This window comes from Cognatishimia maritima (assembly GCF_900129685.1).
GTDB lineage: Bacteria > Pseudomonadota > Alphaproteobacteria > Rhodobacterales > Rhodobacteraceae > Cognatishimia > Cognatishimia maritima.
On the sequence record NZ_FQWM01000002.1, the window covers coordinates 340404 to 363858 of the forward strand.

20 protein-coding genes are annotated in these 23455 nt (G+C 57.6%); 5 read left to right on the forward strand and 15 right to left on the reverse strand.

Going from position 1 to position 23455, the window contains the following annotated elements; genetic code table 11:
* The 6 genes from BUA39_RS07135 to BUA39_RS07160 form a co-directional block, all read right to left on the reverse strand.
* Positions 1 to 1137 (reverse strand): murein hydrolase activator EnvC family protein, encoded by a 1137-nt coding sequence (locus BUA39_RS07135; RefSeq protein ID WP_072792286.1) that lies wholly within the window; start codon positions 1135 to 1137, stop codon positions 1 to 3.
* Positions 1134 to 2651, reverse strand: a complete 1518-nt coding sequence (gene gpmI, locus BUA39_RS07140) for a 2,3-bisphosphoglycerate-independent phosphoglycerate mutase (protein WP_072792287.1) — start codon at positions 2649 to 2651, stop codon at positions 1134 to 1136. The genes BUA39_RS07135 and gpmI overlap by 4 nt, the downstream gene beginning before the upstream one ends.
* An 80-nt stretch (positions 2652 to 2731) precedes the next feature.
* Positions 2732 to 4771 (reverse strand): hypothetical protein, encoded by a 2040-nt coding sequence (locus BUA39_RS07145; RefSeq protein WP_072792289.1) that lies wholly within the window; start codon positions 4769 to 4771, stop codon positions 2732 to 2734.
* Positions 4768 to 7515, reverse strand: coding sequence for a DUF4159 domain-containing protein (locus BUA39_RS07150; protein ID WP_072792290.1), 2748 nt, complete (start codon positions 7513 to 7515; stop codon positions 4768 to 4770). The genes BUA39_RS07145 and BUA39_RS07150 overlap by 4 nt, the downstream gene beginning before the upstream one ends.
* Positions 7515 to 8390 carry a DUF58 domain-containing protein gene (locus tag BUA39_RS07155; RefSeq protein WP_072792292.1) on the reverse strand — a complete coding sequence of 292 codons (876 nt, stop codon included), beginning with the start codon at positions 8388 to 8390 and terminating at the stop codon, positions 7515 to 7517. Before BUA39_RS07155 ends, BUA39_RS07150 begins: the two co-directional genes overlap by 1 nt.
* Positions 8387 to 9394 carry an AAA family ATPase gene (locus BUA39_RS07160; RefSeq protein WP_072792293.1) on the reverse strand — a complete coding sequence of 336 codons (1008 nt, stop codon included), beginning with the start codon at positions 9392 to 9394 and terminating at the stop codon, positions 8387 to 8389. Before BUA39_RS07160 ends, BUA39_RS07155 begins: the two co-directional genes overlap by 4 nt.
* A 66-nt stretch (positions 9395 to 9460) precedes the next feature.
* On the opposite strand from BUA39_RS07160, the gene BUA39_RS07165 reads away from it, so the two are divergent.
* A complete protein-coding gene (locus BUA39_RS07165; RefSeq protein ID WP_072792295.1) occupies positions 9461 to 10039 on the forward strand; it encodes a DUF1285 domain-containing protein in 579 nt (192 codons plus the stop codon).
* 61 nt (positions 10040 to 10100) lie between these two features.
* On the forward strand, positions 10101 to 10478 hold the full coding sequence (locus BUA39_RS07170) for a VOC family protein (RefSeq protein ID WP_072792296.1): 378 nt from the start codon (positions 10101 to 10103) through the stop codon (positions 10476 to 10478).
* On the opposite strand, the gene polA is transcribed toward BUA39_RS07170, so the two are convergent.
* Positions 10475 to 13288: a DNA polymerase I gene (gene polA, locus BUA39_RS07175; protein ID WP_072792298.1), complete on the reverse strand. Its 2814-nt coding sequence runs from the start codon at positions 13286 to 13288 to the stop codon at positions 10475 to 10477. The two genes, BUA39_RS07170 and polA, sit on opposite strands and share 4 nt — an antisense overlap.
* Before the next feature lie 211 nt (positions 13289 to 13499).
* Between polA and BUA39_RS07180 the strand changes: the two genes are divergently transcribed.
* Positions 13500 to 14393, forward strand: a complete 894-nt coding sequence (locus BUA39_RS07180) for a phosphotransferase (protein ID WP_165610492.1) — start codon at positions 13500 to 13502, stop codon at positions 14391 to 14393.
* On the opposite strand, the gene BUA39_RS07185 is transcribed toward BUA39_RS07180, so the two are convergent.
* A complete protein-coding gene (locus tag BUA39_RS07185; protein WP_084604793.1) occupies positions 14348 to 15601 on the reverse strand; it encodes a lytic murein transglycosylase in 1254 nt (417 codons plus the stop codon). The genes BUA39_RS07180 and BUA39_RS07185 overlap by 46 nt on opposite strands.
* Positions 15602 to 15651: 50 nt before the next feature.
* The gene (locus BUA39_RS07190) at positions 15652 to 16371 is read right to left on the reverse strand and encodes a helix-turn-helix transcriptional regulator (RefSeq protein WP_072792729.1); all 720 of its coding nucleotides are present in this window, start codon (positions 16369 to 16371) and stop codon (positions 15652 to 15654) included.
* 46 nt (positions 16372 to 16417) lie between these two features.
* Here BUA39_RS07190 and BUA39_RS07195 point away from each other — a divergent pair, with 46 nt between their 5' ends.
* Positions 16418 to 16849 (forward strand): DUF1801 domain-containing protein, encoded by a 432-nt coding sequence (locus tag BUA39_RS07195; RefSeq protein ID WP_072792299.1) that lies wholly within the window; start codon positions 16418 to 16420, stop codon positions 16847 to 16849.
* Here BUA39_RS07195 and rnr read toward each other — a convergent pair.
* From rnr to BUA39_RS07220, 5 genes are all read right to left on the reverse strand, one after another.
* On the reverse strand, positions 16846 to 19104 hold the full coding sequence (gene rnr / locus BUA39_RS07200) for a ribonuclease R (RefSeq protein ID WP_072792301.1): 2259 nt from the start codon (positions 19102 to 19104) through the stop codon (positions 16846 to 16848). The genes BUA39_RS07195 and rnr overlap by 4 nt on opposite strands.
* A 31-nt stretch (positions 19105 to 19135) precedes the next feature.
* Complete coding sequence (locus tag BUA39_RS07205; RefSeq protein WP_072792302.1) at positions 19136 to 19720, reverse strand: TIGR04282 family arsenosugar biosynthesis glycosyltransferase; 585 nt, start codon at positions 19718 to 19720, stop codon at positions 19136 to 19138.
* On the reverse strand, positions 19717 to 20139 hold the full coding sequence (locus BUA39_RS07210) for a GNAT family N-acetyltransferase (protein ID WP_072792303.1): 423 nt from the start codon (positions 20137 to 20139) through the stop codon (positions 19717 to 19719). Before BUA39_RS07210 ends, BUA39_RS07205 begins: the two co-directional genes overlap by 4 nt.
* Entirely contained in the window at positions 20136 to 21281 is a 1146-nt protein-coding gene (dapE, locus tag BUA39_RS07215) for a succinyl-diaminopimelate desuccinylase (RefSeq protein WP_072792305.1), read from the reverse strand. The genes BUA39_RS07210 and dapE overlap by 4 nt, the downstream gene beginning before the upstream one ends.
* A gap of 146 nt (positions 21282 to 21427) precedes the next feature.
* Positions 21428 to 21790, reverse strand: coding sequence for a hypothetical protein (locus tag BUA39_RS07220; RefSeq protein WP_072792306.1), 363 nt, complete (start codon positions 21788 to 21790; stop codon positions 21428 to 21430).
* 238 nt (positions 21791 to 22028) lie between these two features.
* On the opposite strand from BUA39_RS07220, the gene BUA39_RS07225 reads away from it, so the two are divergent.
* Positions 22029 to 22367, forward strand: coding sequence for a hypothetical protein (locus BUA39_RS07225; RefSeq protein WP_072792308.1), 339 nt, complete (start codon positions 22029 to 22031; stop codon positions 22365 to 22367).
* Positions 22368 to 22423: 56 nt separating this feature from the next.
* Here the strand turns inward: BUA39_RS07225 and dapD are convergent, their stop codons facing one another.
* Positions 22424 to 23251, reverse strand: a complete 828-nt coding sequence (gene dapD / locus BUA39_RS07230; protein ID WP_072792309.1) for a 2,3,4,5-tetrahydropyridine-2,6-dicarboxylate N-succinyltransferase — start codon at positions 23249 to 23251, stop codon at positions 22424 to 22426.
* Between the last annotated feature and the right edge of the window lie 204 nt (positions 23252 to 23455).

Here is a 23455-nt window from a genome sequence, read left to right on the forward strand (position 1 = left end):
TCATCCATCCTTATCGGTTTGGAACCAATCCTCGGGGTTAACCGGAGTCTTGCCCTGTCTCACCTCTATATAGAGCGTTTCCGTGCGGTCCTGACCAGTGCCTTCACTGGACTGTGAAAGAATGGCATCAATCTTTGGATCATTTCCGCCCATCAACCCGACCGGCGCACCGCTCGCGACCACCTGTCCCACGTCTCCGAACACAGTTTCAAGCCCAGCAAAGACAAAAAGCAGCTGTGGCTGCGGTTCTAGGACGATCACATTGCCAAAATCCAGCAATGGACCGCGATAGCGAATCGTTGCCGCTGCGGGGGCCGTCACCAATGCGTTGGGGCGCGTCGCCAAAACCAAACCGGCCCGGACCAGCCCAGCGGCATCGGCTTCTCCGGGGCGCAGCAATATTTCAGCCTGCACCGGAAGTGGCAGTGCACCTTTGCGGTGCGAGATATCTGGCAGTGCCGAAATGCCTTCGGGCTCTGGGGTCATTTCAATCAAGCCACTGGCAAAGCCTTCCAATGTTTCGGTCGCCGCAATCAGCAATGCGGTTTGAACCGGATCTTCTGTAAAGCGTCGCGGCAAATCCGTGCGTTCTGAGATCGCTTCGGAAAGTGCCCGCCGCGCTTCTTGTGCGCCGCTAAGGCCAACTTGCAATGTCTCTGCCGCGCCTTCTTGCAACTCGCGCAGCACTTTCACTTCGGTCAAGAGATCGCGCAACTTGGCGGCTTCGGCGTCCATCGCGGGCGTGACATCCGCTAGGATCATCCCCGCACGCACGGTGCCTTCAGGGCCATCCGGGTGCAACAACACCGTCGGGTTTTCAGCGCGACCCACAGCTTGCAACACACCAAGCAATTGGGCGATTTCAGCTTCTTTGGATTGCAAAAGTCGGGTGAGTTGGGTTTCGCGAATGGAGGCGCGGCGTAAACCCTCGCGCAGCGCAGCTAAGCCACCTTCGTAGGCCTGAACGGTCTGCGTCAGCGCTTTGACACGGTTGCGCGACGTCTCTGCCTCGGCCAAGGAAAGCGATGCTTCTTCGAGTTTCAGGGCCGCCGCGCGTGCTTCTGCAGCAGCATCGACTTCCGCCGAGGCTGACACGGCGCAGAGCGCCAGCGCTGCGAAAACCGCGAGACCTTTCATCGCTGGATCAGACTCTCGCCTGTCATTTCTTCGGGCTGTGGCAGCCCCATCAGATCAAGCAACGACGGCGCCAAATCCGCAAGGCGACCCGCGGAAAGCGACGCGCCTTCCTGGCCGTTGACCAGAATAACCGGCACTAAGTTCGTGGTGTGCGCCGTGTGCGGACCTTTGGTTTCGGGATCGATCATCACTTCGCAGTTGCCATGGTCGGCAGTCACAATCATCGCGCCACCGACCTTCTCCAAGGCTTCGCGCACCGCGCCAAGCCCCTGATCCACTGCGGCACAGGCGGCTTTGGCCGCTTCCAAATCGCCGGTATGGCCGACCATATCGGGGTTTGCGTAGTTGGTGACGATCAGGTCATAGCCGTGCTCAATCGCGGCCACGAATTTCTCTGTCACCTCGGCAGAAGACATTTCAGGCTGCAAATCATAAGTCGCGACTTTTGGCGACTTTGGCATGTATCGGTCTTCGCCCTCAGATGGCGTTTCGGCACCACCGTTCAGGAAGAAAGTCACATGCGGGTATTTCTCGGTTTCCGCCAAGCGGAATTGCGTTTTGCCTTGTTTCGCGACCCATTCACCTAGCGTGTTCACGATGGCTTTTTTCGGATAGGCCGAGGTCATGAATTTCACATGTTCGTCTGAGTAATCGACCATACCCAACATGGTCAGTGCGGGCCGTGCGCCGATATCGAATGCATCAAAACCCGGCTGACCGATTGCAGCCAGAATTTCGCGCGCCCGGTCAGCGCGGAAATTTAAGCAGAAATAGCCATCGTTCTCTTTGACCCCTGCAAAATCGCCAATGACCGTTGCTTTGATGAATTCATCTGTTTCGCCCCGATCATATCCGTCTTGGACGGCTTTCTGGGCGCTGTCTGCCTTGAGACCTTTTGCAAAGATCATCGCATCATAGGCCTCAGATACGCGCTCCCAGCGATTGTCGCGATCCATGGCCCAGTAGCGGCCAATGAGGGTGCCAATCTTTGCATTTTCGGGCAATGCAGCCTCAAGCGTTTCAAGGTATTTCAACGCGGATTTCGGCGCGACATCGCGGCCATCAGAGATGGCGTGCACAACAACCGGAACACCCCGGTCTGCCACAGCTTTAACCGCTGCAATGATGTGGCTGACGTGACCATGCACGCCACCATCCGACACCACACCCATCAGATGTGCCGTCCCTCCGGTGTCTATCATCGTCTCTGCGAAGGCGACGATTTCAGCGTTGTCAAAGAACGAGCCGTCTTCGATGGCCAGATCGATCTGACCAAGATCCATCGCCACAACGCGACCTGCACCAATGTTGGTGTGTCCAACCTCGGAATTCCCCATCTGCCCCGATGGCAAACCAACGTCCGGTCCGTGCGTGATCAGCGTCGCGTTTGGGCAACCCGACATCATCGCGTCGAAATTTGGCGTTTCGGCCAGAACCGGCGCGTTGCCTTCGGTTGTGTCAGACAGGCCCCAGCCGTCAAGAATGCAAAGGACAACAGGTTTTGGCGTGGTCATGGCGTTGCTCCGGTGGATGATTTGCCCGTGTTCTACCGCGCTCTGCGTCGTGTTTGAACCGCATAGTTGCGACAATCACGCTATTGGCGACCTTCGCGCAGCCAAGCGCCGATGACAAAGGCAGAAATGACCAGCAAAAGGACCCATGCGGGCAACAAAGCCGTGCGCGAGACACGAAGCGTTTCAAAAGCCTCGCGCGGTGTGATGCCGATCCAACCTCGCCCTGCGGCTGGGCGTCCGGCGCGGACAGAACGTATATCAGGGACGCCTTCGGTCAACGCCACAATGCCGCCGCGTAGGGGCGTAATTGCAGGCGCGAGGGCTGCGCCCGTGGCCATGACGTCGGTGTATTCGCGCGGCGCGGCCGGGCCTAATCCAATCACCGCAGTCTGATCGCCATTGCTTAGGCGATAGAGACCGATCTCTGGCCCCTCATATTGCGCTTCAAATAGGCCCGGTTCGATCTCTCGCATGTCCAAGGAGACTTGATCACCTGACGGCGTCTCAATTTCGACCGAACCGACGTCCACAGACAGGGACCGCCTGAAAATCCGCATCTTTTGACCGTTGGCCTCGCCCCAAAGGGCTTCTTCTTCAAGGTCCGGCTCCGCCATCATCCAATGCGCCAGGCGGCGCAGCAGTTCAAGCTGCGGCCCACCCCCATCATAACCGCGCGCCCAGAGCCACGCCTGATCAGAGGCCAATAGCGCCACGCGCCCCTCCCCGACCCGATCCAGCATCAAAAGCGGGCGGTCTTCGGCCCCGGTCAAAACCACATTGCCGCGCTCCGGCGCGACCTCAACCAGCCGCAGCCATTCGCCCCAAGGGTCAATGTCGGGCAACCCTGCAGTCACAGGGTGGCGCTCGCCCACATCGCTTACCTGCGGCACATAGGCTTGGTTCACAACGCGCGCTGTTGGACCCGCTGGTAGAATTTCGGCAAGCGGTGAACGGTATAGGCTATCTGCCGAAGCAAAGTCAGGCCCTGCCGCCAGCAAAACCGCGCCGCCATTGCGCACATAATCCGCCACATTGCGCAGATAGAGCGCGGGCAAGATGCCGCGTCGTTTGTAGCGATCAAAGATGATCAGGTCGAAGTCGTCGATCTTTTCCAGAAACAATTCGCGGGTTGGAAAGGCAATCAATGACAACTCATCCACGGGCACGCCGTCTTGTTTCGCAGGTGGCCGCAGGATCGTGAAATGCACCAAATCGACGGAACTGTCGGACTTCAAAAGGTTGCGCCATGTTCGCCCGCCGGGGTGTGGTTCGCCCGACACAAGCAAAACGCGCAGCCGGTCGCGGACGCCGTTGATTTGCACGATAGAGGCATTGTTGCGGTCTGTCAGCTCGCCCTCTGCCGTTGGCACCGTGAACTGCAACACATTCCGCCCACCATGCTGTAGCGTCAGCGGAATCTCGATATCAACGCCAATCGGAACCCGGAAGCTTTGCGGAGGGCCGCCATCCACGGCAACCTCAAGCGGCGCGTCGACGGCCGATGGCGCAGCGCCGACATCTTCGACCCGCAGACGTAGGGTGATGGGTTCGTCCAAAATGGCAAAAGCCGGTGCATCGGCAACGATCAAGCGCCGGTCCCAATCACTGTCGCGCCCCGTGTGCAAAAGATGCAGCGGCGCAGGCAGGTCTGGCGTGGCCTCGATATCGTGAACCTGCCCATCCGAGACAGCAATGACACCCGCAATCCGGCCCAGCGGCTCCCGAGACATTGCGTCTTTCAGCGCCGCCATAAGGGCGGTGCCACTGTCGTCTTCGGCATCGTTGACTGCAATGCGACGCACCTCGGTCATGCGTCGGTTCTCGAGCCTGTTGACCAGCAGGTCAGTCGCGTCAGCCGTGCGGTCGGCGCGATCAGACAGGGCCTGACTTGCTGTTTTATCCTCAAGAACCAACACGATGTCGGAAAGCGGCGCACGGTCTTCACGGTGCAAAACGGGGCCAGACAATGTCGCAATGATCAAAGCCGCGCCAATCGAACGCAGCCACCAACCGGGCAGGCGGCGCCAAAGTGCAAACCCACAGACCGCAAGCATCACAAGTGCAAGCGCGACCAGGATCGACCAATCCAACAGCGGTGAAAATTCTATCGCACTGGTCATTGGCCCAACCGATCTAGCAAGGCAGGCACATGGACCTGATCCGATTTATAGTTGCCGGTGAGGACATGCATGATCAGGTTCACCCCAAACCGGTATGCCAGCTCTCGCTGCCGTTCCCCGGTGACGCCCCGACCAACCGGAAACAGATGTACACCAACGGTGTCCGTCGCCCATGCCGCCGCCCAATTGTTGCCGCCAATCACAACCGGGGTCACCCCGTCATTCAGGTTACGAAATGGCATGCCTTCGACCAGTTCCGCGTCCGGGGGCGCAGCTTCGACCCAGATATCGCGGCTGGCGTAGCGACCCGGAAAGTCCTGCAGCAGATAGAAGGTCCGTGTCAGCACATGGTCCGAGGGCACAGGCTCTAGCGCGGGAATAATCAGGCGGCTCGCAATCTCCTGTAACCGCCGCCCTGCCGGGCTAGACCGCCCGCCCAGCGCAACATCCGCGTCGCGAGTGTCAAACAAGATCATCCCGCCCGAGCGCAGATAGTCGTTCAACTTTTTAATCGCCGCGGATGAAGGCATCGCTTGATTGGCCGTCATTGGCCAATAGAGAAACGGGAAAAACGCCAGTTCGTCGCGTTCAATATCAACGCCAATGGGGTTCACGGGCTCGACCGAGGTCCGCAGGTACAAGACGTCGCTTAGCCCGTAGAGCCCGGCGTAAGAAACCTCATCAATCGAGGCGTCCCCAGTCAGCACATAGGCCAAGGCGACTTCGTCCGTCAGAGTGATCGGAGAGACATCAGTTTGGGCGGTCTGCGCATCGCTGGGCTGCGGGATTGCAAGCGCCATCGCGATAACAGCGGTTACGCCAAAGCCGCGCAGGCGACCGGACAGAACCAGAGACGCCAATGTATCGACGGCCAAAAGGCAAAGGGCCGCCACAAGGAATATCCATTTCAGATCAACCGTCGACGGCTTTTCAAAGCCAACCACAGGCACGCTGGCGGGCCAGCGATAGGGTGTTAGGTCTTCGTCTTTGGCAGCCGCGTTGCGGGCATATTGCTCGCTGCCATTCTGATAGAGGCCGGGTTGCAGATCCGGGCCAAGGGCAGCCGAAATCAAATCTTGTCCTCTGGCGCCGGAAAGCACCCGCCCATCGACCAGCCGACCTTGCCCGGTGATCACCTGGATCGGCTGCCAGATTGTCCCTTGCATCACTGCAGTCTCATCCTCTGCACGCGAAGACAGGACCGCGAGCCGGTCGAGCATCTGCACAAAAAGCCCGGACAGCGGCACATCGGACCATTCCGCATTGGCGGTCACATGAAACAGCACCACCTGCCCCTGATCCACTGCTTTACGTGTGACCAACGGCGTGCCGTCGCTCAGTTCTGCCAGCACCCGGTCTGCAAGGTTCGGATCAGGTTGTGCCACAACCTGCGCTGTCACACGTAAGTCATCAGGGATAACCAATCCGGCAAATGGGCTGTCGGGATCAAACGGCGCAAGCGTTTTGGGATCACCCCAACTCATCGCGCCGCCAACAGAGCGGCCACCGGCACGTAAGCGCACCGGCATCAGTGGGTCTTCTTCAAGGCGGCTTAGGTCGCTTCCGGCCATCTGCGGTCCGGCGAAGCGCAGCAACAGGCCGCCGCCCTTCACCCACTCCAACAGCTCTGCCTTTTCAGCAGGCGCGATGGTGGCCACATCGGCAAGCACAATCACATCTGGATTGGCGGGAATGACCTCAGGCAAGGCACCTTCGATCACATCTGTGGTCTCTATCAGTGCCTGTTTCAGGTAGTGCATCGGCGACAGCAGCTCTAATCCTTCGCGGGCGCTGTTGGACTGGATCAGTGCCACCTCCCGCCGTTTCAAGCTGTCGTCCGTGAGATACATTGCGCCAGCGGATGAGACGCCTTCGATCTGAACCCGCGTCACACGCGCGCGCTGTTCCGCAGGAAGGCTGAAACTCAGGCTTGCATCGCTTTCGCCGTCAAAGGTCAATCTGCCTTGTGACAGAACACGTTCGATCCCTTGCGGATCTTTCCCGACGACCTGCAGATCAAGCGCCGCTTGAAGGTCCACGGATGCGCGCGCCGTAACGGTGATTGCACCGTCTTCAAGTTGCATATCGGTCAAGGCGACGACAGGCTCTGCGGCTTGCAGAACCTGCACCGATCCCGCGCTTGAGAGCGCCTCAAGCAGTGCAGCACGCCCTTCATAATCAAGCCCGTCTGACACCCAAAGCGTGTCAAACGACTGGTCCGCCAATAAATCGAGTGACGCCGCGACCTGCAAAGCTGAGGGCCGCCACGACCGAGGCGCGAATTCTTCAATCCGTTCTGCCCAGACCGATGCCGGCTGGAATGCCAGAAGTTCCGGGGCGGTGATCTGCAGCACCGCTGCGGTTTGCCCGTTGCGATCAGCCTCTTTCAACCTGGCTTCCAAAACCTCGCTCTGTTGCCGCCAAGTTGCCGCCGAAGCCCAACCGCCGTCCATCAGAACAAGCAGCGGACGGTCCGATCGCGCCTGTGCAGCCGGGTTCAGCAATGGCCCTGCCAAGGCGATGATCACGCTTGCTACCAGCACGAGACGCAGTAGCAACAGCCACCAAGGCGTGCGATCCATGACGCTTTCGTCGTCTTTCAAGCCAAGCAGCAGCACCACGCCCGGAAAACGGCGACGGATCGGCGCTGGTGGGACCGCGCGCAGCAACCACCAAAGGACCGGCAGGCCAATCAATGCGGTCAGCAACCAAGGTGTGGCAAAGGCAAGCGGCAGCCCGAACATCAGCGTCCCCGTTCCATGGCATTGTAGAGCCACAACAAAGCGGATTGCACAGGCGCATCGGTCAAGTGGCAGGTGTATTGCCAACCGGTAATCCGGGCGAGTTTCTGCAAAGCAGCTTTGCGATCTTGCAGGCGCTGCAGATAGGCCTCTTGTAGTTCATTGGCCTTGCGCGTTTCGTGTGAGATTTGCGCCTTCATGCTTTCGAAAATCGCGCGGCCCGAGAATGGGAAGGCTTCTTCCGCCGGATCAAGCACCTGAAGTATCACACCCCGCACGCCACGATCCGCTGCTTTATAAAGCGCTTGTTCAACGTCTTCGAAGTGCCCAAAAAAGTCCGAGATGAACAGGGCGCGGGTATTCGGCAGCATTGCGCGCGCTTCCGGTGCGCCGTAGTCGCGGGTTTCCTCGGTTTCGAGCAACGCCTGCGACAAACGCCAAATCTGCCCATCGCCACGCCGTGGCGGCAAGGTTGTTCCTGCCAATCCAACCCGCTCGCCGGCGCGGATCATCAGGATGGCCACCGCCAAAGCCAGAAGTTGCGCCCGGTCCGATTTCGGAACGATGTCTTTCTGGCTGTGGTAAGACATCGACGCCGCATTATCGACCCAAAGGGTGATGGACTGCGCGATCTGCCATTCTTTCTGACGCACATATTGGGCACCGGTTTTCGCCGATTTGCGCCAGTCAATCATGCGATAGCTGTCACCCGCCTGCACGGGCCGGTACTGCCAAAAGTCATCCCCGAGGCCAGAGCGCTGCCGCCCGTGTTCGCCAAGCAAAACGGTATTGGCCAATGTCTCAGCACGCGCAAGCAACGGCGGAAACCGCGACGCGGCGGCCTCTGCTCTGCGGCGTAGCTGAGGGTGTGCGCTCATGCGGCGGCCTCATTCGCATCGGGGGAAGCAACGATCGTCTCAATCAGCTGTTCAAGGTTGTCGCCTCTGGCCCGCGCGGCGAAATTCAATGCCATGCGGTGGCTTAGAACCGGTCCAGCAAGGTCAACCACATCATCAGCCGATGGCGCAAGTCGCCCATCTAGCAGCGCCCAAGCCCGCGCCATCATCATAAACGCCTGCGCCGCGCGGGGGCCGGGCCCCCATGCCACAACATCTCTGACCTGTTCAGAAGCGGTCTCATCATCGGGGCGGAAAGCGCGCACGATATCGAGAATCCGTTCCATTACGCTTTCGCCGACCGGCATACGTCGCAGCAACGCCTGGGCCTTGATCAACTCGTCGGCAGTAAAGACCTGCGACAGTGTGCTTTCTTCGATGCCGGTGGTCGATACCAGAATATCGCGTTCGGTGTCGCGATCAGGATAAGGCACATCGATCTGCACCAAGAACCGATCCAACTGCGCTTCGGGCAGCGGATAGGTGCCTTCTTGTTCAATCGGGTTCTGCGTGGCCAGAACATGGAAAGGCTCATCGAGCGGACGATCTTCGCCTGCGACAGTGACCTTTCTTTCCTGCATCGCCTGCAGCAGCGCCGATTGCGTCCGTGGGCTGGCACGGTTGATTTCATCCGCCATCAAAAGCTGGCAAAAAATGGGTCCGGGCACAAATCGGAACTCCTTCACGCCGCCCTTGGCTTTCTCAAGGATTTCGGAACCCAAAATATCGGCTGGCATCAGGTCCGGCGTAAACTGCACCCGATTCCCATGCAGCCCCATGACAGTCGATAAAGTCTCTACCAACCGTGTCTTTCCAAGCCCCGGCAGACCGATCAGCAGCGCATGCCCACCACAAAGCAAGGCCGCCAAGGTGAGGTTCACAACCCTTTCCTGACCGATAAAGCGTTGATTGATTGTGGCCTTGGCCTGACTCAGCTTCTCACCCAGCGCTTCGATTTCGCCCAGCAAGTTGTCGGGATCGCTCATGACAAATCTCCTGCTTTGTCTATATTTAGGTGAAGTGTATCGCGTGCAGCGGAAATGGCAAAAACTATGAGTACACAAAATGTTGTTAAATCCTCGCCCAAAGGACTGAATGCCGCTGTTGAGCAATCCAAGGGGCGGAAACTGCCGCCTGTGCACCTTTGGAACCCGCCCTATTGCGGCGATCTGGATATACAGATCAAACGCGACGGGACTTGGATACATGAGGGCGGCAAGATCAATCGGTCAGAAATGGTTCGGCTGTTTTCATCGATCCTGCGCAAAGAGGGCGATTCTTATTTCCTTGTGACACCGGTTGAGAAAGTCGGGATCACGGTCGAGGATGTGCCATTTGTCGCGACAGACATGACCGTCTCTGGAACCGGATCAAAGCAAACCCTGACCTTTGAAACTCATGTTGGCGACAGCGTGGTGGTGGACGCGGACCATCCCATTCGTGTGGCGCTGGACAAAGATGGAGAGACCCCGTTGCCATACGTCATGGTACGGTCAAACCTTGAGGCGCGGATTGATCGCAAGACTTTTTATCGCTTAGTTGAGCAAGGTCACGAGGTTGACGGCTGGTTTGGCGTGACCTCAAGCGGCGTGTTTTTTCCATTGATCAAAGCAGATCAACTTGAGGCCTGATGCCGTTTCCTGACAGCGCGACACGATAGAGGTGGGCTCCTAATTTATCAGGAGCAACTGCATGACCTACCCCGTCAAAGACACACTCGTTTGGTGTGAGATTCCCGTGACCGACATGGCCGAAGGCGTCGCCTTCTACAGCGCGCTGTTTGACGTGCAAATGACCATTGAAGACGGTGGACCAAACCCGGTGTCGTTTTTTCCAAAGCAGGGCGATGACGACGTCGCGGGCCATATCTATCCCGGAAAGCCTGCGCAGAATGGCGAAGGCATCACCGTGCACCTGCACGCGCCTGATACGCTTGAAGCGACCGTGGGCCGCGCCCAAAAGGCAGGGGCCGAGATCATCGGCCCGGTGGTCGACCTGCCCTTCGGTCGCTTTCAATACGCGATTGATCCTTTTGGGAACTCGATCAGCGTCTATTCCAAATCCGGTTAATGCGCGTCGGCCCAGTTGTCCCCGACGCCCGCATCAACAATCAAAGGCACATCCAGCTTCACCGCTGGGTCTGCCGCCCCCTGCATGACCTCACGCGCCACAGCGATGGTTTCATCGACCTGCCCTTCTGGCACCTCAAAGATCAATTCGTCATGCACCTGCAACAACATTTTGCCATCCAGATGAGAGATCGCGTCGGGCATACGGATCATAGCGCGGCGGATGATATCTGCTGCAGTGCCCTGGATCGGTGCATTGATCGCTGCGCGCTGCGCGAAGCCCGCATGCGGACCTTTGGCATTGATTTGCGGCATGTGGATTTTACGACCAAAGAGCGTTTGCACAAAAAGGTTCTCTTTCGCAAAGGCTTTGGTGTCGTCCATATATTTTCGAATGCCCGGGAAGCGCTCGAAATAGCGGGTGATAAAGGCCTGCGCATCACCACGCGGGATGTGCAAATTGCGCGCCAGACCAAAGGCCGAGATGCCATAGATCACACCAAAGTTGATCGCTTTGGCCTTCCGGCGCACATCTGGTGTCATTTCCTCTAGTGGCACGTCAAACATCTCGGACGCCGTCATGGCGTGAATGTCCAGCCCGTCGCGGAATGCCTGTTTCAAGGCATCAATGTCGGCAATATGGGCTAAAATGCGCAGCTCGATCTGGCTATAGTCGAGGCTGACAAGCTTGTTGCCGGGCGCGGCTACAAAGGCTTCACGAATACGGCGACCCTCCTCGGTACGGACCGGTATGTTTTGCAGGTTCGGATCAGTCGATGCTAAACGACCGGTGTTGGCCCCGGTCTGAAGGTATGACGTATGAACCCGGCCACTGTCCGGGTCGATATGTCCCTGCAGAGAGTCGGTATAGGTCGACTTCAGTTTTTGCAGCTGGCGGTAATCTAGCACGAGCCGCGGGAATTCGTGTTCAACCGCGAGGTCTTCAAGCGCGTCAGCGGGGGTGGACCACTGGCCAGACTTGGTCTTTTTGCCGCCTTCCAGCGCCATGTCTTCGAACAGGATCTGACCGACCTGCGCTGGGGACTGCACGTTAAATGGTTTCCCCGCAAGTTCGTGCAGCTCTGCCTCGTACTGTGCCATTTTCTGCGCAAAAGCATTGGACATCCGGCTCAACGTGTCGCGGTCGACCAGCACGCCGTGCATCTCCATCTCAGACAGCACCGGCACCAGCGGGCGTTCCAACGTCTCGTAAACCGTTGTGACCTTTTTTTGGTGCAACTGCGGTTTGAACAGTTGCCACAGGCGCAGGGTGATATCGGCATCCTCAGCTGCATATTTCACCGCCTCATCCAGCGGCACCTTGTCAAAGGTGATGGCCGACTTGCCGGAACCAAGTAGCGATTTGATCGAAATCGGTTTGTGGCTCAGGTACGTCTCGCTGAGTGTATCCATCCCGTGATTGTGTATGCCTGCGTTCATCGCGTAGGACATCAGCATCGTGTCATCAATCGGCGCGACCGACACGCCATAGCGTTTGAAAATCTTGCAGTCGTATTTCGCGTTCTGAAAGATTTTCAAAACCGCTGGGTCTTCAAGCAGCGGTTTCAGCATCGCCACGGCTTCGTTCAAATCCATCTGACCTTCGGCGCGTTCATCGCTGCCAAACAGATCATCCGCGTCGCCCTTTTTATGATCAAGCGGGACATAACACGCTTCGCCTGCCTCAACACATAGAGAGATACCCACCAAGTCGACCTGCATTTCATTCAGACCCGTGGTTTCCGTATCCACCGCGATCCAGCCGCGTTTGTGTGCCTTGGCGATCCAGCTTTCCAATTCGAAGGCGGTGCGGACATGCCGGTATTTTTCGACGTCAAAGGGCAAAGCCACTGGCGCGTCTGCTGCGCTTTCAGATTTGGGGGCCTCAGCAATCACCGGAGCCTCAACGCCTAGCTGATCGGCCATGCGTTTTGCGAGCGTGCGGAACTCCATCTCGGCAAGGAACTGCATCAGTTCTTCACCAACGGGGTCGCGGACTTCAAGGCTTTCCAGCGTAAAGTCCAACTCCATCTCGCAATCAAGCTGCACGAGCGTTTTGGACAGTTCAATCTGTTCGCGGTTTTCGATCAGCGTCTGGCGGCGCTTGGGCTGCTTGATCTCTGCTGCGCGATCCAGAAGGGTTTCCAAATCGCCAAATTCGTTGATCAGCAAAGCGGCGGTTTTGATCCCGATGCCCGGTGCGCCGGGCACGTTGTCAACGCTATCGCCCGCCAAGGCCTGCACATCAACGACTCGCTCTGGCCCGACACCGAATTTCCCGATCACGCCGTCGCGATCAATGCGTTTGTTTTTCATGGCGTCGAGCATCTCGACCCCGTCGCCGACAAGCTGCATCAAGTCCTTGTCGGAACTGATGATGGTGCAGCGCCCACCCGCCTCGCGCGCCTGGCAGGCCAGCGTCGCGATGATGTCATCCGCTTCAAAGCCTTCGATCTCTTTGCAAGCAATGTTGAAAGCCCGCGTCGCGTCGCGGGTCAGCGGGAATTGCGGCACCAGGTCTTCGGGCGCAGGCGGGCGGTTGGCCTTGTATTGATCATATAGATCATTGCGGAACGACTTGCCGGAATAGTCAAAGATCACCGCGACATGGGTCGGCGCGTCAGGGCCAGTGTTGGCCTCTACATAGCGGTGTAGCATGTTGCAAAAGCCCGCCACAGCGCCGATGGGCAGGCCGTCGGACTTGCGGGTCAGCGGCGGCAACGCATGGTAGGCGCGAAAGATAAAGGCCGACCCATCAATCAAATGCAGATGGCATCCTTTGCCGAATTTCGCTTCGCCTGTTGCTGTCATTTCGCGCTCCCCGGTTGGTTGCGTACTTTTGCCATGCAACGCCGCCGTGGGCCAGACCACATTTCCATGTGCCACCACATGCTGCCAAAGTTCGGCACTATTTCTGCCGTGCAAACCTGCGCAACGGAATATCCTTTTGAACTGGCGCTGACCTTGCTGATTGCTGCAGGCTCGACTAGCGTTCCGCAAGCTTTCAATTGGACCCGGCCCCTTGATCCTTTCTCACCCCCTTCCCCCAACAAGAATACGCGCGCAGGTTTCGCGGTTTTTGCCATGGGCGGCAGAGGCGAGTTGGCAGGCGCTGTTCGGCGGCCGCACAAACGCAGCTTGGCTGGTTGAAGACACAGGTCAGGCAGCGGTCCTGAAACTGTACCGTCAGGGCACAGAAAACCCGCTCTTTCCGAACGATCCTGCTGCCGAGGCGCGCATGCTGTCGCATCTTGAAGGACACGCGCTTGCGCCACACCTGATTGCGCATTTCGAATGCGATGGTGTGGCTTGCAATCTTTACCACGCACTGCGCGGGAAACCTTGGCGCAGTGGGGTGACCGAGGTCGCGGATCTTATCAAGACGTTGCACCAGATACCACCACCCAGTGGGGTGCGGCGTATTCCCAATGGCGCAGGCGAAATCAGGCAGCACGCCGAACAAATATTGGCGTTGGCAGACAAGACGCTGCCGCAACCAGACAGTGTTGCCATGGCGACGACCGCGCCTGCGACAACCGAAGTTTTGTTGCACTGCGATGTTGTTCCGGGCAATCTGATCCGCTGCGAAAACGGGCTGCGCTTGATTGACTGGCAATGCCCCGCCGTAGGTGACGCGACAGAAGACATAGCTGTCTTCATGTCCCCTGCAATGCAGTTGCTTTACCGAGGCGAGGTGCTGTCAGCCACTGAAGAGAGCCATTTTCTCGCAGCGTTCCCGCAGGAACAACGGGATCGCTACGCAGCACTCGCGCCCATCTATCACTACCGTATGGCGGCCTATTGTTTGTGGCAGGTGTCACGCGGACACGCCGACTATCAAGAGGCGTTTGAGGCCGAATGCGCCGCGCTTTATCGCGATGACCGCAGCCGTTTGAGGATCGCCAAAGAGGCATAGCCGTCAGGTTCTAGCCCCTTGGACCGCTGGTAATCACGCACCGCGTCAATCGTCAGGGGGCCGATCTTTCCATCAATCTTGACCGTGTCAAACCCGGCGCTTGTCAGCCGCCGTTGTAACTCTTTGCGTTCTGAAAAGGTCAAGGCGCGGTCCTCACGCGGCCAGCGCGCCTTGATTTTGCCGCCGCCCTTGATGCGGTCACTCAAGTGGCCGACCGCGATCACATAAGCATCTGCGGTATTGTAGCGTTCGATCACGTCGAAATTCTTAAAGATCAGAAACGCCGCGCCACTGTGCCCTGCCGGCAGCAACAAAGACGCTTGGCCGTGGTTTGCGACGGATTTCCCGTCCAAACCTTTTACGCCCAAAGCGCCCCAGTCGCTTGGCATCTTTTTGATCCGCCGGTTGGCCAGCGCATAGTCAAAGCCACGCGGCAGGGTGACCTCGATCCCCCATGGCAAACCTGTGACCCAGCCATTGCGCTTCAAATAGGCTGCGGTTGATGCCAAAGCATCCGTCGGGTCGTCTGACCAGATGTCACGACGGCCATCGCCGGTGAAATCCACAGCGAAGGCCATGTAAGAGGTCGGAATGAATTGCGTATGACCCATGGCCCCAGCCCAACTGCCGACAAACCGGCGCGGGGTGGTCTCTCCGCGTTGCAAGATGGTCAACGCCGCCATTAGCTGCTGTTCAAAGAACCGCGCGCGGCGGCCCTCATACGCTAGGGTCGCCAAGGCTTCGATCACCGGAACATCGCCACGCACCGCACCATAGGCGCTTTCCAACCCCCAGATCGCGACGACCACTTCTTTGTCGACGCCAAACTGACGCTCAATCGCATCAAGGGTACGGGACGTTTTTCGCAGAGCAGCCTTGCCGTTTTTGACGCGTGCATCCGAAACGGCGGTATCCAGATAATCCCAAAGCGTTTTTGTGAATTCGGATTGATTGCGATCTCTGCGGACCACATCAGAGTTATAGCTAACACCGCGAAAGGCCCGATCAAACACCGCAGGTGAAATGCCCTGACGCAAGGCACGTGTCCTGAATGATTTGATCCACCCCTCAAACGATGCTTTCACCGGGTGGTTCAGTTGATCCAAGGGATGAGCAGCAGGCGGCAACCGAGGCGGGTCGCCCGCAGCGTTAAGACCACCTCCGAAAATCAAAGCACAAATCAGTACAACTTTGCCTGTCCAACCCATCTCGACTCACCACTCACTATTGCACTGAGTCTACCCAGAATTGTGCAACCTTATGAAGCTGCGTGTTCTGAGTGGGCCATTTTCTGCGCTTCTCTGCGCATTTGCTCCCAATAATCGCGCAGCATGCTGACACGTCTGGGGCGGAAACATTCCTCAAGAACATCTAAGGAGTCCATCCGATCCAAACGGAACACTCTGAAATCATTGCGTAAATGACACCAGGCCACAAGGCAGTGACTTGACTGCATAAAGACAATCGAAAGAGGATAGACCTCTCGGCTGGTTTTCGCACCGACGACATCAGAATAGTCAAAGCGGATACGCCTTTCATCCCAAGCGGCGCGGCGCAGGACGCCCGCGTCGACCTTTGGTGCAGGCGGTGGATTATAACTTTTGGCCGTTAGAACCGCATGTTTCAACCGCCGGGATTGCCCCTCTGGCAAGCGCGCGCCCAGCTTGGCCAATGCAGATTCCGCGCCCTTGGCAAGTGAGGGATCGCCGACCTGCATCACTTCCCGTAGCCCCAGAACAAGCGCTTCAAGTTCTTCGTCCTCAAAGCCCAAAGGCGGCAAGGTCGCGTCTTCGATCAGCGTGTAGCCAAAGCCCGCTTCGCCGTCGATCACGGCCCCAAGCCCACGCAGGCTATCAATGTCGCGATACATTGTGCGGATAGAAACATTGGTTTCATCCGCCAGCCGCTCCGCTGTCACGGGCGACGGCAGGCTCCGCAGGGCTTGCATCAATTGAAAAAGGCGCGCTGTTCTGGACATGGTCGACCTATAGTCCAGCATTCCTGACAGTTTTTGGCAAGAGCCCATGCCATATAACAGACCAATCAAAGGTAGACCGACTGTGCACTTCGAAGACCCTGACATCGCCACCGTTTTTAACGCCTATCCGCCTGACGTGCAGGAAGGATTGCTAAGATTGCGGGCATTGGTCTTTGAAGTCGCCGCGGAAACGCCGGAGATCGGTAGCCTGAAAGAAGTGTTGCGTTGGGGGCAGCCGAGCTACGTCACACCGGATAAGAAGGCCGCAACAACCCTTAGGCTTGGGCCCCACAAGGCCGCCCGTTTCGCGCTCTTTGCGCACTGCCAGTCGCGTGTCATTGCCGACTACGCTGCGCGATACCCCGGTTGGGATCGCATCGATGGCAATCGCGCCGTTTTGTTTGAGCGCGCGGATGAGATTGAACCCTTTCGCCTTCGGTCACTGATCAAAGACGCCCTAACCTATCACTTAGTTTAGCGCCGATTTCGCGCCACCTTGCGTTTGGTTTTCTGGCTTTTCTTCTTCGCTGCCGACATCTTGCGCTTCCCGCCACCACCACTGCCACGGCGCGCTTTACGCCCCTGCGACGGGCGTTTGCCATTCAGTTCCAGCAATTCGAGGATCAATCCACCGGTCACGGGCGCGGCCTCTGCCAAGCGCACGACAACACGTTGGCCCAGGCTAATGGTCAGACCTGTGTCTGACCCAATCAAGGTTGTGGTTTCAGGGTCGTATTTGAAATATTCCGTGCCAAGCTCGCGCATCGGGACAAGCCCATCCGCGCCGGTTTCATCCAGTTTCACAAACACCCCAAACCGGGCGATGCCACTGATCTTACCAGTGAATTCATTCCCCAGCCGCTCGCTCAGATAAGACGCGAGGTAACGGTCCGTCGTGTCCCGCTCTGCCAGCATAGAGCGGCGTTCGGTTTCTGAAATGTGGTTCGCCGTCTGTTCGAGGCTTTCGATATCCTGTGGCGTCAATCCGTCATCGCCCCAGCCATGCGCTGACACCAAGGCGCGGTGTACAATCAAGTCAGCATACCGCCGAATGGGTGAAGTAAAGTGGGCGTAAGCCTTCAACGACAGGCCAAAGTGGCCAAAGTTGTTGGGTGCATAATAGGCCTGAGTCATGGACCGCAAAGTTGTCAGGTTGATCAACTCTGCCTCGTCGGTCAGGGCGGCATCCTTGAGCAGCTTGTTCAGGTGCCGGGTTTGCAGCACCTGACCCTTTGCCAAGGTCAGGCCCGAGGAGCGCGCAACATCGCGCAGGCTGTCGAGTTTTTCTGGGCTGGGTTCCTCGTGAACCCGGAACAACAGGGGCGAACGTTTGGCATTCAGCGTTTCCGCCGCCGCCACATTCGCGAGGATCATGAATTCCTCGATCAAACGGTGTGCATCCAGCCGCTCTCTGAAATTCACCGACTCCACCTTACCATCATCTGAGAGGATGATCTTGCGCTCTGGCAGGTCCAGTTCCAGAGGCTGTCGCTCTGCCCGTGCCAATTTTGTGGCCTCATAAGCGGCATAAAGCGGCGCGATGACCTCTTCCATCAATTCGGCGCAGCGCTCATTCGGAGTGCCGTCTTGGGCGGCTTGCACTTCTTCGTAGTTGAGCGACGCAACAGATTTCATCATGCCACGTACAAAGCGATGGCCGATTTTGTTGCCCTGCGCGTCCAACTTCATGCGCACAGCGATACAAGCGCGCGGCACGCCTTCGTGCAAAGAACAAAGATCACCCGACAGGCGGTCCGGCAGCATTGGCACGACTCGGTCTGGGAAATAACTTGAGTTGCCGCGCTTTTTCGCTTCGCGGTCCAAGTCCGAGCCCGGCGTCACATAATGCGCCACATCGGCAATCGCGACCCAAACGATATGGCCCCCGATATTGTCGGGGTCGTCATCTGCATGCGCCCAACAGGCGTCATCGTGGTCCCGCGCATCGGCCGGATCGATGGTCACCAAGGGCATTTTGCGCAAATCCGTGCGGTCGCCGAGCGGCGCAGGTTTCGCAGCATCTGCTTCGACGATGACCGCATCGGGGAAATCATCGGGAATTCCGTGCTGGTGGATCGCAATGAGCGAAACCGCCTTGGGTGCAGACGGGTCTCCCAGACGTGACACAATTTTGGCTTTGGGCAAGCCCATCCGAGATTTTGGGCCGATCTGTTCGCCTTCGACCAGTTCCCCATCTTTGGCCCCGTTGACTTGCCCGTCAGGCACCAGCCATTCTTTGTCCATGCCCTTGTCGATAGGGACAATCCGACCGCCTTCGGTGCCCTTGCGGTAGACCCCAAGAACGCGTTTGGGATTTGTCCCGATCCGGCGGATCATGCGACCTTCGTAGGCGTGGCTTTCTCCGTCGACCGCAGTCAGACGCGCCAACACCCGGTCACCCTGCCCTAGCGCAGGATCAGAGGCACGTTCGACCATCAGAATGAACGGTTCTTCGCCTTCGCCCTGCCATTCCATCGGCCGCGCCAGCACGTCTCCGTCGGCATCCGGACCAATGATCTGCAAGACGCTGACTGGTGGCAAATGCTCCGGGTCGCGATAGCTGCGCTGACGCTTGGCCAAATGCCCTTCGGCTTCTAGCTCTCGTAGAATTCGTTTCAGATCGATCCGCGCAGCACCTTTGATGCCAAAAGCCTTGGCAATATCGCGTTTGCTGGTGAGGGTCGGGTTTTCAGAGATCCATTCCAGAATCTCATCTTTGGTCGGCATTTTCATATCTGCGCCCTAACACGTCGGACGCGGCCCGTCACCGGGAAAGCGCTTTGAGGTCGCTGAGCGTATCCACATCGCGCAGCGTTGCCACATGGGCAATCCGCATAGTGCCCAAACTGTGCGCGCTGTCCTGCAAGGCATGATCCGTCGACCACCGCACGCCGGTCAAAGCATCGTTTGGCACGCCGCCGCTGCGCTTCATACCGATCAGCCAATAGCCGCCATCATCCGCGGGGCCAAAGACAGCATCATGCGCGCCAAGCGCCGCAAACGCCTGTTCGATCTTTTCAGATGTAATGCCCGGAATATCGGCCCCAATAATGCAGACCGGTCCCGGCGGCATGAACCGCAGAATACGCGCCATGCGTGCCCCAAGGTCACCGCGACCTTGTGGAATACGGTGAAGATGCTCGGGCCAAATGCGGCTTGTCAGGCCTGCTACATCAGGGGCAACGGCCAAAACGAGCTCCCATTTTGGTGACTCTACACGGCGCAACAACGCCGTTACCTGGTGACGAAACCACCACGCCGACGCCGTCATGCCAATATCGCGCCCCAAACGGGTTTTCACACGACCGGGGCGTGGTTCTTTGACCATAACGACCAGCGTTTTCCTCATAAGAGGATTTCCATCTCTCGGTGGGGAATACCGGCGTCGTCATAAATGGGGCCGCAGACACGCAACCCTAATTTTTCATAAAAACCAATCGCATATTCCTGTGCGCCCAGCGCGATGCGCTTTAAATCGCCCCGCGCGCGCAGGTTGTCTATCGAATGGGTCACCAAAGCGGCACCCAGCCCGGTGCCGCGCTGGCTTTTCAACACACAGATGCGCCCGATCTTGCCTGTGGTGCCCGAAATCAGCAGCCGCGCTGTGCCAACCGGTGCGCCTTCAACGCGCGCGAGAATATGGGTTGCGCCATCGTCGAGATCATCAATCTCATCTTCCTCGGCAATCCCCTGTTCTTCGATGAAAACCGCGCGCCGCAATGCGATGCATGCAGCGATGTCATCTGTTTCCGCAATGTCCCACGTCACGCGAAATAGTCCCTTAGAATGCGGGTATAGATGTCTTTCAACTGATGGATTTGCGCAACCGGCACGTTTTCATCCACTTGGTGCATGGACTTGCCCACCAGACCGAATTCCACAACCGGACAATGGTGCTGCACAAAGCGCGCGTCCGAGGTGCCGCCGCTGGTCGACAGTTCAGGCGTCACACCGGTTTCGGATTTGACCGCGTTAGACACCAAATCAGACAATGCGCCGGGCGGGGTGATGAAGTTCTCGCCGGACACTTTGATCGTCACATCAATGTCGATCCCCGTCTGACTTTGCACCTCTGCTGCTTGCTCGTTGATCCAATCCGTCAAGCCGCCGCCAGAATGCGCGTCGTTAAATCGAATGTTCACGGTCGCGCGACACTCTGCCGGAATGACGTTGGTAGCAGGATTGCCCGTGTCCATCGTCACAACCGCAAGCGTTGAGGCATCAAAATGCGCGGTCCCCTGATCCAACTCATGCGATGCCAATTGGTGCATCAACTGCGCCATGGCTGGTAGCGGGTTCTTAGCCCGATGTGGATAGGCGGCATGGCCTTGTTTGCCCTTGAAAGTAAACCACGCGTTCATTGACCCGCGGCGGCCGATTTTCATCATCTCACCCATAGTGTTTGGGCAGGTTGGCTCTCCGACCAAGCAAACAGACATCTGCTCGCCTGTGGTGGCCATGTGATCCAGAAGCGCGGTTGTTCCGTCGATGGCATCCGCTTCTTCATCACCGGTGATTGCCAGAATGATAGCGCCATCCGGGGGTGTTTCGCGGACAAAATCAATTGCCGCCGCTGCAAAGGCTGCAACGCCTGATTTCATATCCGTCGCGCCGCGCCCATACAGGATGCCATCTTCGATGACAGCGCCGAAAGGTGGCTTGCTCCACGCACTTTCGTCGCCAACCGGGACAACATCGGTGTGCCCGTTAAAGCCAAAAGTTTTGGCATGGCCTTTGCTGCCCCAACGCGCAAAAAGGTTTGCAATGCCGCCACGATCAACGCGCTGGCACTCAAACCCCGCATCGCCAAGCAGCTTTTCAAGCAAGACAAGCGCACCGCCTTCCGCCGGCGTCACCGAAGGGCATTTGATCAGGTCGGCTGTCAGCGCGGCAGCATCAATCTTTGACATGGTCACCTCATTTGTCTTGAGCAAAGGCCTATCTTGAATCGTTTGGCTGTGCAAATGCGGTAGCACCCATTTTGACTTGTGCGACTGGTCGTCTTTTCAAGAGGATTTTGGTGCACCAGTAACTTCGAAAGCGCGATTGAAAGTGCCTACTGAGGCAGACCCTCATCCGTGGATTCTTCGCCATTAAAGAACGGCGTCATTTGCGCCACGATGACTGAATTTTCTTCCAATGCACGCTGCATCAGTTCGCGTTCATCCGCGTCAATCTCATGCCCCTGCGCCTCACGTTCTGGCAATGTGCCATAGCCCGTCACATCAAGCGGTGCGAGGTCAGCCTGCTTTAGGATCGCAACGGTTTCGCGCACAGCTTCCGCCTCATCCACGCCCGAGGCATAGATCATCAGCGCCCCACCGGTCGCGCCTTCAGGCAGACCATCACCGGTCTTGCGACCGACTTGAACAAGGAGCGTATAGACCTGCTGACGAGATGTTTTCTTGGGCTTTTCCATGGTCTCGCCTTAGCCTGCAAAGATGTACGGGGTCAACTGCTCTCCAAGACAGTGCGACGCGCAGAAAACCACCGACGATCCCCTCGGATTGGCCGGTTTTTGCTCAGCAAAGGCCGATTTACAAAGTGATTGGTGACGAAAATCACATAATTGTTTAAGCAACATTTAGTATGATTCCCAGCAACCTATACTAATGGTTGGGTAACCAGTCCTAAAGATACAGGCAAAGGACAGCAGTATGAAACAGGCCCTCATGTCTTTGGCTTTGGCAGCCGGAGTTTTCCTCGCATTCGGTGAAGCCGCGCAAGCAGCACAATGCGCGGATCGCGATGCCGTCCACCAAAAGCTGGTGAGCGACTACAAAGAAAATCCGACGACGAGTTTTAGTAACGCGACCAACCACCGTCTGGATATATATACTTCCCGCAACTCAAGAACTTGGTCGATCTTGCTGCATGTGCGGGATTCAAACATGGTTTGCCTAGCCGCTTCGGGCAAAGGCAAACGCCAGCTGAAAAAGACCCTCGGCGAATTGCACAGCAATCGCAGCATGGCGCGTGTAGACCTTCAGGGATAAAGCCCAAACAAAAAAGCCCGCCAAGCGGCGGGCTTCTTACCGTTCTGCGGCTTTGATCAATCGCGCAGCAACTCGTTGATGCCGGTCTTGCTGCGGGTTCTTTCGTCGACCCGTTTCACGATGACCGCGCAGTAAAGGCTTACGTTGTTCTTTGATGGCATAGAGCCGGCCACAACGACAGAATAGGGTGGCACTTCGCCATACATAACTTCGCCGGTTTCGCGATCCACGATCTTGGTGGACTTGCCGATGAACACGCCCATGCCGAGAACCGAACCTTCGCGAACGATGCAGCCTTCAACCACCTCAGAGCGCGCGCCGATAAAGCAGTTGTCTTCAATGATTGTCGGACCAGCCTGCATAGGCTCCAGAACACCGCCAATGCCGACGCCGCCGGACAGGTGCACGTTCTTGCCAATCTGTGCGCAAGAGCCAACGGTGGCCCATGTGTCGACCATAGTGCCTTCATCTACATAAGCGCCAAGGTTCACAAAAGACGGCATCAAAACCACACCTGGCGCAATGAACGCAGACTTGCGCACAACAGCATTCGGCACTGCACGGAAACCAGCCGCTTGCCATTGGTTGTCGCCCCAGCCTTTGAATTTGCTGTCGACTTTGTCCCACCAGCCGCCGCCTTGTGGACCACCTTCCTGCGCTTCCATATCCTTGATACGGAAGCCGAGCAGCACGGCTTTCTTGGCCCATTGGTTCACGTGCCAATCACCGCTGTCTTGTTTCTCTGCGACGCGCAGTTTGCCAGAATCCAGCGCGTTCAGCGTGTCCTCGATGGCTTCGCGGGTTTCGCCAGTCGTTGCCGGGGTAATCGTATCGCGCGCGTCCCACGCGGCTTCGATTGCGGTTTCCAGTTGCGCGTTTGACATGTGTTTCGGCTCCGTCTCTTAGGATTCGGGCTTACATAGCGAAACTGGGCCATTGCGTCACCCAATGTTCGCCCAATCGACCAGAAAAACCGACATAGCCGCATTCAAACACAGATTGGTGTAAGTAACGCTCGGTGCTGGCAATGAGCTGCAGATCGCGATACGCCTGGGGTAACAGGCATTGATCGCAGTGGAACATGCGCG

What these genes read in the sequence shown, in the direction of transcription:
- BUA39_RS07185 (WP_084604793.1), bottom strand. Translation starts at nt 15,601, where the DNA reads ATGGGTTGGACAGGCAAAGTTGTACTGATTTGTGCTTTGATTTTCGGA.
- BUA39_RS07225 (WP_072792308.1), top strand. Translation starts at nt 22,029, where the DNA reads ATGAAACAGGCCCTCATGTCTTTGGCTTTGGCAGCCGGAGTTTTCCTC.
- dapE (WP_072792305.1), bottom strand. Translation starts at nt 21,281, where the DNA reads ATGTCAAAGATTGATGCTGCCGCGCTGACAGCCGACCTGATCAAATGC.
- BUA39_RS07160 (WP_072792293.1), bottom strand. Translation starts at nt 9,394, where the DNA reads ATGAGCGATCCCGACAACTTGCTGGGCGAAATCGAAGCGCTGGGTGAG.
- BUA39_RS07145 (WP_072792289.1), bottom strand. Translation starts at nt 4,771, where the DNA reads ATGACCAGTGCGATAGAATTTTCACCGCTGTTGGATTGGTCGATCCTG.
- polA (WP_072792298.1), bottom strand. Translation starts at nt 13,288, where the DNA reads ATGACAGCAACAGGCGAAGCGAAATTCGGCAAAGGATGCCATCTGCAT.
- rnr (WP_072792301.1), bottom strand. Translation starts at nt 19,104, where the DNA reads ATGAAAATGCCGACCAAAGATGAGATTCTGGAATGGATCTCTGAAAAC.
- BUA39_RS07205 (WP_072792302.1), bottom strand. Translation starts at nt 19,720, where the DNA reads ATGAGGAAAACGCTGGTCGTTATGGTCAAAGAACCACGCCCCGGTCGT.
- BUA39_RS07155 (WP_072792292.1), bottom strand. Translation starts at nt 8,390, where the DNA reads ATGAGCGCACACCCTCAGCTACGCCGCAGAGCAGAGGCCGCCGCGTCG.
- BUA39_RS07150 (WP_072792290.1), bottom strand. Translation starts at nt 7,515, where the DNA reads ATGTTCGGGCTGCCGCTTGCCTTTGCCACACCTTGGTTGCTGACCGCA.
- gpmI (WP_072792287.1), bottom strand. Translation starts at nt 2,651, where the DNA reads ATGACCACGCCAAAACCTGTTGTCCTTTGCATTCTTGACGGCTGGGGC.
- BUA39_RS07220 (WP_072792306.1), bottom strand. Translation starts at nt 21,790, where the DNA reads ATGGAAAAGCCCAAGAAAACATCTCGTCAGCAGGTCTATACGCTCCTT.
- BUA39_RS07190 (WP_072792729.1), bottom strand. Translation starts at nt 16,371, where the DNA reads ATGTCCAGAACAGCGCGCCTTTTTCAATTGATGCAAGCCCTGCGGAGC.
- BUA39_RS07195 (WP_072792299.1), top strand. Translation starts at nt 16,418, where the DNA reads ATGCCATATAACAGACCAATCAAAGGTAGACCGACTGTGCACTTCGAA.
- BUA39_RS07135 (WP_072792286.1), bottom strand. Translation starts at nt 1,137, where the DNA reads ATGAAAGGTCTCGCGGTTTTCGCAGCGCTGGCGCTCTGCGCCGTGTCA.
- BUA39_RS07165 (WP_072792295.1), top strand. Translation starts at nt 9,461, where the DNA reads ATGAGTACACAAAATGTTGTTAAATCCTCGCCCAAAGGACTGAATGCC.
- dapD (WP_072792309.1), bottom strand. Translation starts at nt 23,251, where the DNA reads ATGTCAAACGCGCAACTGGAAACCGCAATCGAAGCCGCGTGGGACGCG.
- BUA39_RS07170 (WP_072792296.1), top strand. Translation starts at nt 10,101, where the DNA reads ATGACCTACCCCGTCAAAGACACACTCGTTTGGTGTGAGATTCCCGTG.